Source organism: Undibacterium sp. TC4M20W, assembly GCF_049340245.1.
GTDB lineage: Bacteria > Pseudomonadota > Gammaproteobacteria > Burkholderiales > Burkholderiaceae_D > Undibacterium.
The window spans coordinates 98,373-111,708 of sequence record NZ_JBMPPI010000015.1; the positions used below are offsets into that span (position 1 = coordinate 98,373).

Sequence of the window (13,336 nt, forward strand, 5' to 3'; positions counted from 1 at the left end):
AAATTACCCATAAGTCTTATGCGTGTCAACATGAAGGAGGGTTTTCATATTCAGTAACATTATTGGCTGGAGTTGACACACAGGCTTCTTAAAACATCCCGGCATCAGATCGTGGCGCATAACCTGGAAGACATATCGCATTCAACAGAAGTTAAGGTCAGCCACAAGCTGGACGGCTGCGTTCGGATGGACGGTGATGCCTTTACCATGCCGGCGTGGGTATCGCTGCGCATGATCAACTATACGACTGGAGCCGTGGCTGTTGATTGTCCCTTGCCTCCGCGCATTTCGCAGCGGAAGGCATTGGCAGTGCCCATCTGCCAGGATGTGCTGGAGTATTTTGCACATAGCGCTGCTGGCATAGAAAGATTCAAACCCCTATCAGGGAAATTGCTTTGCACAATGATTGAAAACATACCATGCTCGCTCGTCGCCAGGGTGTAAATAGCTACTGTCCCTTGATCACAATAAGCGCTGCTTCCCAGCCAGGGTAACCGGCGCCACTGCCACCGACCGTGCCAGAAATGCCAAATGCACCAATAGCGGCCGGGCGCTGTTCATAGATACGCGAAGTAATATAAGTGCCTGCTTCAGGGCTCACCAATTGCCATGATCCGTTCGGGCTGAAGGGAATGGCATTGCCTATGCCCAGATCAATCAGCGCAAGCACGAGATCATTCGCTCTTGTGCTGGTCTGTGTTGGAGAAGACAAAGCGGTAGACGCAAAGCGTGGGCCTGCGCTGGTTGTCAAAGGAGCATCCAGCAAATTCACAGTGTCTGCATTCTGAATTTCCACCACGTGTATGCTGCCCTGGTTGGGGATGCCTACGGACAATGTGTATGTCCCTGATGTCGTGGCCTTTACCGCATACAGGTCGGTACCCATTCCATCTACATAAATACGTCCCAACGATGTGAAAGAGCCGATATCGGCATGCCCCTGATTGTCGGACAGTGTGCCTGACACCCCAAGTGCATTATTGTTTATACCCACGGTCAACAGTATCCAGTTGCCTGCCGATACCGTACTGGGCAATTGATGCCTGCTCGTTCCCGCTGTGATCACGCCAGAGTATTGTTGACGCACACTTGGTGGAGTTGATGGATCAGGGTTGCTCGCCAGGTTTGCACTGCAGCTTGCCGTTGTGCCCCCATTGCTGCCAGAGCAGCTCCAGGCCCAGCCGGTGTTGGTCGTTGAAACCAGCGAGGCAATGCCTGATGAACAAAGCTGGCTGCTTGGTACTGCACTGAACGACTGGCCGTTGGCAGTACCACACATGCCATTCACTGGGGTAGGAATAGGTACGACAGCACCGCTGAGTTCAAATGCACCGATGTCCTTGCTATTGCCTTGCGGGCGTGCGGTATTGCTGATGTCGTCATTGACTGCAAAAATATCGGGCTGTGTCGCGGCATCCACTGCCGGGCTGCTTGCCAGCAAAGTGTAGTTTGCCGACGCTGCATTCTTGAACTGCGGGTTGCCAGAGATGGCCAGGTTATCGCCCAGTGTGCCTGGCGCTGACGCAGTCTGGCCATTGCTGAAGTACAGGTTTTGTTTGAAGTCGTAGCTGGTTGTGGTCGATGGCGTACTGTAGTCAATCAGCCAGGTCGTGCCCGGCTGGGTGTCTGGGCCAAAGGCAAAAATATTATGATAGAACTTGTTGCGTATGCCCGCGCCGCTGCCAAAGCCTTCGTCCATGATGTAGGCTTTGTTCCCTGATGGCCCGGTCATGGCGTTATACACCGTATTGTAGGCAAACCACATGTTTTGCATCGTGGCGGTAGAGTTGATACGTATCGGGTAGAGCTTGGTGCCGGTGATGACATTATTCCAGCTCTGGGCTTCATATGTACCTTTGTGCGTACTGCCCTGGTCATTGAAGTTGATACCGTATTTCGCGGCGTTTTCCAGCCAGTTATGATGTATGCGTATGCCGGTAAATCCTTGCCAGATGCCGCCGTGCGGCAGTGTGTAAGAGCCTGCACCACCTTCGTTGTCGTTGAACTGCACGGCTGAGCCACCGGTGATATTGTGTATCCAGTTATAGGCAACTTCCCAGTCTTGTGCCGTGGTGTCTGCATAGATACCATGGTTTTGCAGCTCGGATGTGCCGGCGATGTCGTGGATGTTATTGCCAAGGACCTGGTTGCCCTTGCCGTGGCCAGATACGCCTGCGGCATTGAGTGTGGCAGAATTACCGGCGATCCAGGGGCCCAGCTCATTGTTGACCACGCGCCATGGGCCCGCAGTGTATTGAAAGTTGACAGGTGCAGCATCACGGCTGGCGCCGCCTGCCACATCCATCCTCAGGTTCGATACCGAGATGTATTCACCGGTAGAACCTGCGATGGCTGACCAGGGGCCAGAGATACCGCCTGATGCGCCAGCTGGTGTCGTGTAATGCACATCTTCTATCGCGTTGCCATTGACCGGGCCAGGGTAGGCCGTGATATGTATCCATGCAGCGGGGCTGCCGTTTCTGGCATAGATGCCGCCACCAAAACGCATCCATGTTTTGTCCTGGCCGTTGGTGTCATGCCAGGCACCGCCTCGTACCACAAGCTGGTCGCCCGCCTGCATGGCAAAGTAGGCACCTTTGAGCGTGCTCATGTTTTGCAGTGAGCGCCATGGCCTGGCAATATTATTAGCGACAGCGCTGGTGTCAGAGCCGGACAGTGAAACAAAAAGTACCCGGCCAGAAGTCGGTGTAAAGTTATTGTCCGTGTTTGAAGAGGCGCCGTTATATACAACCTTGACAGGCAGTGCGCCGCCTGCCGGCGCACCCTCAAGCGAGCCTACCTGCACCGTGATTTGCTGCAATCCAGTTTTTGCATTTGATTTTGCATTGCCGAGATAACGGTAGTTGGCCACTTCTTTATCGTTGATATACACCCTGGTATTCGTACCGAGGTCGCTGGCAGAACCAAAGTTCTTGCCGAAGATGGAAAGATAACCACCCTGGTTGTTTTCGCCACCAGTGGTCGGCGCGCTTAAGGTATCGGTAAACAAGATTTGCGGTGCGGGGCTGCTGGATGCGAGTCCCTTCGCAGTATTCGCGCTCAAGGATGAAGCGGTCTTTGTCGTTGGCGCCAATACATTCTGCGGGAAAGAACCGTCGGCAGTCGCCGGTGGCGGGTTCGATGTATGTGTTTGCGACGCAGTTGAGACCGCACTATTGTTACTGCCCCCACATGCACTGAGCAGGGCGACTACGCTGGCTTGCAGCATCCACGACATCCATCCCGACTTGCGAATTTTATACATCACTGTACCTTTTGAAAGAGCGCTTCCTGGCAAAGCAGGCCGGGCGTTGTCATGGTCAACAACAAAAGCAAATGCTGGCAGATTTAGCATTTATTCACAATCGTAATGATTTTTTGTTACCAAAATCTACAATTGGTAACCAGGGTTTTATGGCAATGTAAAAATCATACTCAGGTAAAAGACCAGACTTGCGATGATGATGCCTATTTACTACCGATTTTTGCGACATGAAACTGATGTCTTTTTTATTATTTTTGCAAAAATGCAGTACAAAAAAATGCTGCACTCACTGTCAATATGAAACAATGAAATACATGAATAGTTTGTGCCTTGATATCACGATGAAAATCCTGCAACGAATGGCAGACAGACTTGAACACTTCTGAAAATCACGCAGCAATAATTAACAAAAAAGTGGTATATACGCTATAGATTGAAAGCGAATTCGTTCAGAAATACCATAAAATAAATGGCACGTATAAAACTGCCTGGGGTCGCAAAATGAAAAAAAACAAAAGACAACTTGACCGGTTAGAGAGAATCATTGAGACACAATCATTGCTTGCCCAGGCAGATCTGGATCTCACGGCATTCATGCAACTTGTTGTCAATACATTACAAGAACTCACAGAAGCCAAAGGCGCGGTCGTCGAGCTGGTTGATGGCGACCACATGGTGTATCGCTCTGCCAGCGGCGCGATATCCCAGCATGTTGGTTTGCGTCTGTTGAGAGCAAACAGCCTGTCAGGTCTGTGTGTCAGTAGTGCTCAAATTCTGCAATGTGATGACGCTGAGACCGATCCGCGTGTTGATGCCAATGCCTGTAGAAAAGTGGGTGTCCGCTCCATGATCTGCACACCACTTTTTGAACGTGGGCAACCAGTCGGCGTGCTTAAAGTCATGTCAGAGCAGGCATGCGGTTTTGACGAAGAAGATTTACAGACGCTGGAACTCATGGGTACTGCCCTGGGTGCCGCGCTTGGCAAGCAGGTTGCTTTTGATGAGATGCTGCGTGTGCAGGTACAACTTCGTACAAGCGAAGAACGGATACGCACCATCCTCGAATACGCTAACGATGCCGTCATATCGATCAACAATATTGGCATCGTGACGCAATGGAACCGCACTTCTGAATCCCTGTTTGGCTGGACCAGTAATGAAGCCATGGGTCGCAATATTGTTGATCTGATTGTGCCACCCGCTTTTAGAAATTCTTTCGTCAATATCCTGACGCATTTAGACCGGCTTGGAAAAAAATCCACAACTGCGCGACGCGAATTTCTCGCGGTCGATCGGTTCGGCAAAGAGCTTGCCGTTGAGGTAAGTCTGAACGTCAATAATATTGCAGGCCAGTTCGAATTCACCGCTTTTTTGCATGACATTTCTGAACGCAAGAAATGGGAATCTGCACTAAATGAAATGGCCTTGTCAGACGGCCTGACCGGCCTGCCGAACCGCCGGCATTTCATGCAGGTACTGCATCAGTCAATCGTCCGGCAACTGCGGCAAAACAACGGTCTGGCTTTATTGTTCATGGACCTGAACGGCTTCAAAAAAATTAACGATACCAATGGTCATGATACGGGTGACGAGGTATTGAAAGAATTTGCAAAAAGAGTCTCTGGCTGTTTGCGTGGAAATGACACCATGGCCCGCCTTGGCGGCGATGAATTTGTCGTGCTTGCCGAAGGTGTGCGGGTATTGGAACATGCACAGGTCTTGGCCAAAAAAATTGTCACCACACTGGATCTGCCTTTACCCGGTTCCACGATCATGATGTCAACCAGCATCGGTATCAGTATTTACGATTCCCCCGCGAACGCCGAACAATTCCTCAAAGAAGCCGACATCGCCATGTACAAGGCAAAACAGGGTGCATCCAGCAGCAGCGCTATTGCTGCGTTTGTGGAATGAAGAGTACCTCGTAATTAATCCTGTGCGTATCAGGTATTACCGACGCTGGCACATCCGTGGCCAGTTACCCTGGTACGAGATCGCCAAATGAATGACCCGGGATCATCGCAAAACCAGTCGGCGTTATCCAATATGCAATAGAGCTGTTGACTATTGATTCGGCTTAGCCGTGTCACATCAAGCTTCCGCGTCACGCATCGTAATTCCCACATTTTTTTATTCTGATATGCGGGGCTATGTCCGTTCCCGCACAGAACAATATCGCGCCAGATTTCATAATGAATAAAAACCTATTCACTGAATCTGACCATGACTATCTCAAGCGACGCTCACCCCAATGTAGAAACCGATGGTGTGCCACCACCACCCAAGAGGCGCCGCACGGCGTTCCTCTCACTTTCTGCATGGCGGCAATTCATTGATGTCGCCAAGCCCTACTGGTTGGGTGAAGAATGGAAAAGAGCCTGGATACTCCTGGTACTGCTGATCGTATTAATGCTGTTTGAAACCAAGTTCGCCGTCATGCTGAACGATCAGGCCGGAGAAATGACTTCTGCACTGGCAGCAAAGGAAGGTGATCGTTTTTGGACATCCGTGCAAACCTGCCTGATGGTGCTGGCCTTTGCGGTGCCGACTTATGCTTTCTACTATTACATGCGCGACCTGTTCGCCAACCAGTGGCGGCGCTGGCTCAGCGGGCGCTTTCTCGACGGCTATCTTAAAGACCGTAAATACTACGCACTGGGTGCCGACAGCACGCTCGACAACCCTGACCAGCGTATCAGCGAAGACATTAATACCTTTACAGGCAGGTCCATTAACTTCCTGCTCATTTTCTTGGGCTCTGCCATGCAGTTGGTGGCGTTCAGTGCTGTGCTGTGGAAGATTTCCCATTTGCTGGTCGGCGTATTGGTCGTGTATGCCCTCATCGGCACCGGTGCTGCGCTATATGCATTCGGCAATCCCTTGATACATCTGAATTTCTGGCAACTGCGGCGCGAGGCGGACTTCCGTTACAGCCTGATGCGAGTACGCGAAAATGCTGAATCAATCGCCTTCTATCGCGGCGAAGCGCAGGAACGCGCACACATCGACAGCAAACTTCACCGCGCTATCCAAAACTACGACAAGCTGATCAAGAAGCAGCGTTCTCTTAATTTGTACCAGCGCACATTCAGTCAACTCACTTTGGTGTTGCCCGTGGCAATACTTGCCCAGCAAGTCTTGTCCGGCGAGCTGGAGGTGGGGCGTGCGACGCAAGCGATCGGGGCGTTTTCTGCCGTGCTTGGTGCGGTGGGTGTGATCGTGGAAAACTTCGAAAGCCTGAGCCGCTTCGTGGCAGGCGTAGGCCGCCTGCAGGCATTGTCCGACCTGGTATTGCCCAAGACCGCACCCGAAGCGGCCACTGAAGCGGCAACTGAAGCCGAGGCCGTACGCATACAGTTGCGTCCAGGTACCCGGTTCGCGCTGGAATCAGTCACCCTGCATCCACCGCAATCGCAACGTGTACTGATCAAGGAACTGAGTCTTGCATTGCAACCCGGCGAGGCCTTGCTCATTACCGGCGACAGCGGCTGCGGCAAAAGCTCGCTACTGCGTGCGATTGCCGGATTGTGGCACACCGGCAGCGGCCTTATCCATCATCCACCACTGGAAAATTTCTTCTTTCTGCCGCAGCAACCTTATCTGCAGACAGGTTCGCTGCGCAGCCAACTGATCTACCCTAGTGCCGATTCAGAACTAAGCGACGAGCAGCTGCTGGAAATTCTGGATCAGGTATATCTGCCGCAACTGGCCGAGCGTGTAGGTGGACTGTCTGCGGTGCAGGACTGGGAGAAGCTACTGTCCGTCGGCGAGCAGCAACGTATGGCCTTCGCCCGCATCCTGGTCCATACACCTGAGATTGTCATTCTCGACGAAGCAACCAGCGCACTCGACAGCGCCAATGAATCGGCGCTATATGCACGCCTGCGTGAGAGCGGCGTCACCCTGATCAGTATCGCCCACCGCCCCGCCGTGCTAAAGCACCACACCCATGTCCTGCACCTGCTCGGTGACGGCGCATGGAAGCTGCACGAGGCGAGCACTTATCAGTTTGATGCAGCAGTAGTCAATGTGGTCAGTGTGAGCAATGAGGAAGTAGAGTCTGCGCCTGCATTACAGGCTGCAGCAGCGTAGGGTGCGGGCTCAAGAATGCAAGGCGGCTGCGGGGACGCATAGGCTGAACTATTGCACCTTCTGTGGCCATTGCCTGTAGCAAGCCGTTTTCGACGCGCGCTTCGGCTCCGACTTATTTTGGAGCCGCTGACCATTATCTCGTTGCCAGCTAACGCTTTGGTCTCAGTATTCGCCAACATCGACTGCATATAACAGCCGACCGCTTCAACATATTGGATAGCAACGCGGGCGAGGGTTTTAATGTATCGTGAGCAACGACGTGGCAATCATGCAGATGATTATCGAGACACGCATTGAGGGAAACTAACCTAACTGTCATGCCATGCCGAGCTGCTCAAGCCAATTTCTCTCGCGAAGATCAAACAGTGGGCGCTTGAAGGCAGCATCCTGGAAGCGGCCAGTGTGGGGGCCGTGAGTATTCCTACGTAGATGAGTAACAGGCGAAAACAGCTTTGGAATCAACGTATCTTTGCCTTACCGAACGACAGGTAGCGCCCCATAAGAGACATACGGCATGCGTCGTACAGGCCATTCTTCAGCGCTGATGTTGAGCAGCGTAGGCAAGTGTAGGTGGTTCTATTTCAAAGAAGGTGGCACAGATTGCAGCAGGTTGGCCAATTCAGCCTTCCAAAACCTCGCTTGAAATGCTGTTCCGTGCCCGGCCGTCTGGTCACTCATAGGTATGAGAAAAACATGTCCGTTCTTCACGCGTTTGATTTCACGATCCAGAATTCCAAGCTCTGGTGGATTACGTTCGTCATCAGCGGAATTGATAGCCAACAGCGCGGACTGGATTCGCTCAAGTCCAGATGACGCGTTGTAATCACGCGAAGATTCCCACTGATAGAGGACATCATTGGCGTCAGCACTGAAGGGCGCGTTGAGCCGTTGATCAAGATTTTCGTCGGCTTTCTGGCGTGTCGGAGTCGCTCTTAACATTGCTTGATTGCCACCGTTAGTAGCAACACCAAAAAACACGGAGGCGAATTTCGCGCTTCGCGGTTGCTTCAAGTAGTTTCCGCTCATCCATTCTGGATCGTTGCGAATTGAATCAATGATGAGCCGCCTGAGCATCCAGTTCCGGCTTGACATTTCGGTTGGCAGCGATGCCATCGGAACTACGATGTCCATTAACTTCGGATGTTTTTGAGCGAAAATCCATGCCTCCATCCCGCCCATGGAATATCCAAGAACAAGTCGCAGATGGGGTATGCCGAGGTGCTCTGACACAAGTTTGTACTGGGCTTCGACCATGTCCTCATAGTTGTATTTCGGAAATTTCATGCGAAGCCCGTCAGAGGGCTTGCTCGATTTGCCGTGGCCGATTGCGTCGGGAATAATCACAAAGTAACGGCCTGCATCTAGCGGTTGCCCCGGACCGAAGAGTTCGCCAGCGAATGCAGGTGCAAGCATACTGGAACTTGATTGAGTAGTGCCGTGAAGGATCAGTACAGGCTCGCCGGTTGGAGCACCAACGGTTGTATAGTGGAGCCTAAGCTCAGGCAAAATTTCTCCAGAGTGAAACCGAAAATCGCGCACGATCCAGTCACCTTCCTTTGGCGCCGGATAGTCCGCGGCGAAGCCATCAATGGCGGTCAGCATACAAAAAGTGGCAAATATTGCCTGCCAAAGAACATGAACGAGTTTCATTGAGTCTCCCTTTTAAGCGTCTTAAGCGTTCTTGAGATGTCTTCTCTACAGTTATTTTCGTTTCGTGAACTGCGCGCCCGTATGCTGCTACTTTGACGCAGGTAAATCTACGTCTAATGGTTCGGCAGCGTCGGAGGCGGCTCTTGGCCGATAATAACCCTAAATTGCTTATCATTTGCTTATGACAGCTCATACGGAACAATGCGCAACTAAAATCAACGCATCTCCGCTTGGCATAGCCCCTTTGGCGTCCAGTCATGAACTAATGTCGTTGGCGGAAGAGAGGGAGCATGGAGGATAAGTGCGAAACCTTTTCTCGGTTCGCGTCCTAATGCCATAAGCAGCATTGGCGGGCCGCCACGTATTACCATGCTATTCCCTGGTCCACGCCCCACTTGTATGCCTTCTGGCGTTTCCAGACAAGAATCCCCGCTGACGGCATAAAAAGCTTCGGGCCCAGAATGGATATGGATTGGTGCTGTCATACCCGGGCTAAAGGTAGATTTGAGAAACTCCGCATCATACGAAGTATTTCTATCTATTGAAATAGGTCCCACTTGCGCTACGTGCTCTCCGTTGAGCGGGCGCGATGCCACCGGTCCGACAGTGAACAACCAGAAGCTGCCAAACGCTTTGATAACCGAAGTGCTGCGGACTACATCCCGCTGCGCTGCTTCGACGCTGGAATATTTATCCAGGTTCCAATAGACGGTATCTGCGTTAAAGCTGCCCAAACTCTCATGTGAAAGCAGACATGCGGGGCCAGCTTTTTCTTCGTTGACGTTCACATCTTCACAATGACGGGATGTGGCCTGGGCCCAGGCAGGAGTGCTTGCGATGATTAATTTGAATGCGACTAATATGCCTGCAATACTTTTGCAGCCGGAAGACATCCAAAATTTGTTGGTAGTTGACATAGGCACTCCAAAGAATTTAACAGCGGGATTAACATGAAAATGTACATTGATTGCTACGCCGACGGTCCGCTTTTGGCCATCCCCTGCCGATCCAGCTAGGTTTTAATCAAAATCTTCTGTTCCATTTGCTTCAACGTACCGTCACCATTCACACATGCATAAAGGGTCGTGGTCGTAATGTCCAAACGGCGTGCCACTTCGGCGGGATTGGTTTTAGGGGTAGTCGCAGTTGTTGTGTCGATCTGCGCGCCAGCACCGGTCAATATTTTTAAGCCGACGTTTCTAGAGCGCAATTCCTCCACTGTCGTTACCAAGTGCTTCAAGTCGCGACCAAGTCGATCTGGTTTCCACACCACCAGCGTATTGCCAGGCTCGAGTGCTTTGAGGCAAGCATTCAACCCAGGCCCGTCGTCCTTGTGGACAATGGTACGGTCTTCGTAAATCTGGCTTGGATCGATGTCAGCGGAAATCAGCACATCGCGTTAAGGCATTAGTGTCTGGCTACCATTGCTTTTAGAAACGCGAACATATCCGACCAACATGACGCATCTAATGTCGATGTTCATTTAACTTTGAACAGCCAAAACTGCTAAATCAAGCACTTACAAAACCACCAACAACTTAAGTCTGAACCAAGTTTTCATTTAACTCTGAATTCCTAGGGGTTTTTTTCATCTAAGTTTGAACTTTAAGAAATTTGCAAAAACGGATTGGAAAAATGAACTCACACGCCCCAAATCATTAAAAGATTAGCCTTTGAATTTATGTAAGCGTCAACTCAGCTACGTCTTGAACGGGGTGCCTAGTTCGACGATGATGGCATCACACCGCTAAGAAGTGGAGTGATTTCCGGCAGAGGCCAATTGCCCGGCGCAATGCCAGGGCAGGTACTCGTCAACTCGGTTAGCGGAGTAATCGGCGCCGTGGGCGCAGTGATGGATCCGTCGCGCAAACACCGGCGGGGTGACACAGTCCACTGCTACATGGCGAGCCGGTCAACTGCTCTTGTGGTGACGAATTGACGTCGCCTCGCGACAGCCGAATTTCTGCACCGTCGGGCTCATAATCCTAACCTCGCCTGTTACGTTGACCCTGCTGCCAGGTGCATCGTGGGCCTCTCCCTCCATGCAGAGTATCTTGGGCAACGTTGGGACATTGACATCCCGGTAGTCCAGCACATAGGTGTAGCCGACGCGCATGTTCACCTCGAGCTCAAACGTGGCGATATCGTATTCCGTCGTGAAGTACATCAATGAGGGCCCACCTCGAGCCTGGTAGGTGCTCACCTCGACCGTGAAGCGATGCAAGCCCGGCTTGAATTCCTTAATGTCTCCGTCATAGACGAAATTTACGGGAACGCCGTCGACTTGGCGATACTTCATGTTGGGGCGGGTATGCAGAAACAGCAAGGCAGCGTCCTTGCGCTCGAGCTTGGGGCCCTCGTACATTTTCGAGGTCCCACAGGCCGTCAATACTAGGCAACCTGCAACACCGAGGAATGCGCGCGTTATAAAATATACCATATCATTGAGCCGCCGGCCGTCAGCCTGTTGTGAAAAAATCTATATTACGCCGGATTCTTGTTTTTTGGAAGCAACATATGAATGAAAAGGCTAGGACGCCGGTAGGAGGTCTATTGTAAGCGACTGCCCAGCGCCGTCTGAGCTGGACCTGGATTTGTTAAATGATGCAGTGACACGGCTGGGAAGTAAGCGTCTGCCCAGGGCCGTATTGATGGCTGCGTCGAATTACTAGATGATGGCATCACACCGCTGGGAAGCGGCGTGTTGTTCAGGCAGGGGCCAACTACCCGGCGCAATGCCAGGGCAGTAATTCGTCAACACGATTGACGGGATGATCGGCGATGTGGACTAGCACGTGGCGCAACCAAGCTTCGGGATCGACCCCGTTGAGCTTGGCCGTAAATGAAAATCGACATCTAACGTACAAGAAAAGCTAAATCCGAGGGTACAATATTGTGTATTTTTTATCAATGAGTGTCGATGTTCATTTAACTTTGAACTTCCGAAACAGCTAAATCAAGCACTTACAAAACGCTATGCAATTTAAGTCTTGTGCGTTTGCTAGCTGAATTGACCCTGTCAGTTTGATCCACCTTCCACTTCCTGGCGAAGGCTGCCACCCGGTCATACGACCCTTCAAATCCCAGTTCTTTCAGATCGAGATGAAGTTGTTTTAAGCTTCGTCGCTGCTTACGATTTTTACCCGCTTCGGTTTTAAGCCAGCTTGAAAGCTGTAATGCATATTTATCGATGGCGCTTGTTGTTTGTCGATCCGCATAGGCTGGCTCTGTGACTTCAGAGCGCAGATAGCGCCGGACAGTATTTCGCGAGATGCCCAGTCGTCTGGCGATCTCGCGTAATGGAATCTGGTCACGAATGTGCCAGCGTCGAATAATACCTAGTAATGCCACGTCAATCACTCCTGCTCCCTACTCATCAAGATAAGTAGGATTGTGTGCTAAACGTGGGTCAATTTTAGATGCAATTTATCCAGCAAAGTGGGTCAATTTTCAGTGCAAATCAACAGTCCCCGATCAATATGTCGCTGGATTTTACTGATGACGTTCAATGGCGAGTGAATTGCACTAACGATTCGGAAGATGCAGCTTAAATCAATTTTTGGATAGTGAAACTAAAATAAATTATTCTGTCATGAATGTACAAGCTAGTGTAGAAGTTTTTTCAGGGACGGCGATGGCAAAGGTTAAGACGATAAAACAAAACACTCTTTCTGTTTATAAATGGAAACGACTGGCCAAAGAGGCGCTTATCAACGCACTTCGTTTACACAAGGATGCCGTGTTACTTTTTGAAGCTGGTTCATATCCTTCTGCTTATCAAATCTCTGTATTGGCACTGGAAGAATTCGCGAAAGCAAAATGGGTTGATCACTATTATTATTCCTCGGTAACCAATGATGGATTTCCTGACGCTGAATTTGAACAGAGTTGGTTGAAACTGTTATATCTACACAGCGAGAAACAATTCGCTTTCATTAGCTATGATTTGTTCGAATTTACACCGGAGTTGGTCAAATTCATAAAATCTGGTCAACTAGAGCGAAAGAAGCAAAGCGCGGTGTACGTTGGGTTAGGGAGAGGAAGCAAAATCATTGATGTTAACAGTCGAATTTCAACACCAAAGTCGATCAAGTTAATTGATGCAAAAAGAATGATTTCGTGGGTGAACGCCGAATTTATATATATTCATAAATCCATAACGGTGAATTCTGGAAATTTCGGTATAGCTGATCTTGATGAAGTCATTTTGTGGAAAGCGAACCAATTCATTTTTGAGTGGCCGTATAAATCTAGAATAAGGTCTCGCAACAATAGATTCGCGCATTTGAATGCACAGACCCCCTAATTGCAAAATTTATGTCAGCAGCG

General features: G+C 50.6%; 10 protein-coding genes and 2 pseudogenes. 5 read left to right on the top strand and 7 right to left on the bottom strand.

All coding sequences use genetic code 11. From position 1 onward, the window contains the following. Positions 1-111 precede the first annotated feature (111 nt). On the top strand, positions 112-444 hold the full coding sequence (locus ACO0LL_RS18280) for a hypothetical protein (RefSeq protein ID WP_422952262.1): 333 nt from the start codon (positions 112-114) through the stop codon (positions 442-444). Between the two features lie 4 nt (positions 445-448). Here the strand turns inward: ACO0LL_RS18280 and ACO0LL_RS18285 are convergent, their stop codons facing one another. Further along, positions 449-3,265: a choice-of-anchor Q domain-containing protein gene (locus ACO0LL_RS18285; RefSeq protein ID WP_422952263.1), complete on the bottom strand. Its 2,817-nt coding sequence runs from the start codon at positions 3,263-3,265 to the stop codon at positions 449-451. An 11-nt stretch (positions 3,266-3,276) separates the two neighbouring features. Here ACO0LL_RS18285 and ACO0LL_RS18290 point away from each other — a divergent pair, with 11 nt between their 5' ends. The 3 genes from ACO0LL_RS18290 to ACO0LL_RS18300 all read left to right on the top strand — a co-directional run bounded on the left by ACO0LL_RS18290 (position 3,277) and on the right by ACO0LL_RS18300 (position 7,357). After that, positions 3,277-3,426: a hypothetical protein gene (locus tag ACO0LL_RS18290; protein ID WP_422952264.1), complete on the top strand. Its 150-nt coding sequence runs from the start codon at positions 3,277-3,279 to the stop codon at positions 3,424-3,426. A gap of 340 nt (positions 3,427-3,766) precedes the next feature. Continuing rightward, positions 3,767-5,179, top strand: coding sequence for a diguanylate cyclase domain-containing protein (locus ACO0LL_RS18295; RefSeq protein ID WP_422952265.1), 1,413 nt, complete (start codon positions 3,767-3,769; stop codon positions 5,177-5,179). A gap of 309 nt (positions 5,180-5,488) precedes the next feature. Continuing rightward, complete coding sequence (locus ACO0LL_RS18300; RefSeq protein ID WP_422952266.1) at positions 5,489-7,357, top strand: ABC transporter ATP-binding protein/permease; 1,869 nt, start codon at positions 5,489-5,491, stop codon at positions 7,355-7,357. Between the two features lie 576 nt (positions 7,358-7,933). Here the strand turns inward: ACO0LL_RS18300 and ACO0LL_RS18305 are convergent. The 6 genes and pseudogenes from ACO0LL_RS18305 to ACO0LL_RS18330 all read right to left on the bottom strand — a co-directional run. Beyond that, positions 7,934-9,007 carry an alpha/beta fold hydrolase gene (locus ACO0LL_RS18305; RefSeq protein WP_422952267.1) on the bottom strand — a complete coding sequence of 358 codons (1,074 nt, stop codon included), beginning with the start codon at positions 9,005-9,007 and terminating at the stop codon, positions 7,934-7,936. 215 nt (positions 9,008-9,222) lie between these two features. Next, complete coding sequence (locus tag ACO0LL_RS18310) at positions 9,223-9,924, bottom strand: hypothetical protein (protein WP_422952268.1); 702 nt, start codon at positions 9,922-9,924, stop codon at positions 9,223-9,225. 95 nt (positions 9,925-10,019) lie between these two features. Then, complete coding sequence (locus ACO0LL_RS18315; protein WP_422952269.1) at positions 10,020-10,400, bottom strand: recombinase family protein; 381 nt, start codon at positions 10,398-10,400, stop codon at positions 10,020-10,022. Between the two features lie 519 nt (positions 10,401-10,919). Beyond that, on the bottom strand, positions 10,920-11,372 hold the full coding sequence (locus tag ACO0LL_RS18320; protein ID WP_422952270.1) for a hypothetical protein: 453 nt from the start codon (positions 11,370-11,372) through the stop codon (positions 10,920-10,922). A gap of 358 nt (positions 11,373-11,730) precedes the next feature. Beyond that, positions 11,731-11,847, bottom strand: a pseudogene (locus ACO0LL_RS18325) (transposase domain-containing protein); the annotation flags it as partial. A 181-nt stretch (positions 11,848-12,028) separates the two neighbouring features. After that, a pseudogene (locus tag ACO0LL_RS18330) lies at positions 12,029-12,367 on the bottom strand (helix-turn-helix domain-containing protein); the annotation flags it as partial. A gap of 232 nt (positions 12,368-12,599) precedes the next feature. Between ACO0LL_RS18330 and ACO0LL_RS18335 the strand changes: the two are divergent. Then, a complete protein-coding gene (locus tag ACO0LL_RS18335; protein WP_422952271.1) occupies positions 12,600-13,313 on the top strand; it encodes an AbiV family abortive infection protein in 714 nt (237 codons plus the stop codon). The last annotated feature ends 23 nt before the right edge of the window (positions 13,314-13,336 follow it).

What these genes read in the sequence shown, in the direction of transcription:
- ACO0LL_RS18285 (WP_422952263.1), bottom strand. Translation starts at nt 3,265, where the DNA reads ATGTATAAAATTCGCAAGTCGGGATGGATGTCGTGGATGCTGCAAGCC.
- ACO0LL_RS18320 (WP_422952270.1), bottom strand. Translation starts at nt 11,372, where the DNA reads ATGTACGAGGGCCCCAAGCTCGAGCGCAAGGACGCTGCCTTGCTGTTT.
- ACO0LL_RS18335 (WP_422952271.1), top strand. Translation starts at nt 12,600, where the DNA reads ATGAATGTACAAGCTAGTGTAGAAGTTTTTTCAGGGACGGCGATGGCA.
- ACO0LL_RS18310 (WP_422952268.1), bottom strand. Translation starts at nt 9,924, where the DNA reads ATGTCAACTACCAACAAATTTTGGATGTCTTCCGGCTGCAAAAGTATT.
- ACO0LL_RS18305 (WP_422952267.1), bottom strand. Translation starts at nt 9,007, where the DNA reads ATGAAACTCGTTCATGTTCTTTGGCAGGCAATATTTGCCACTTTTTGT.
- ACO0LL_RS18295 (WP_422952265.1), top strand. Translation starts at nt 3,767, where the DNA reads ATGAAAAAAAACAAAAGACAACTTGACCGGTTAGAGAGAATCATTGAG.
- ACO0LL_RS18300 (WP_422952266.1), top strand. Translation starts at nt 5,489, where the DNA reads ATGACTATCTCAAGCGACGCTCACCCCAATGTAGAAACCGATGGTGTG.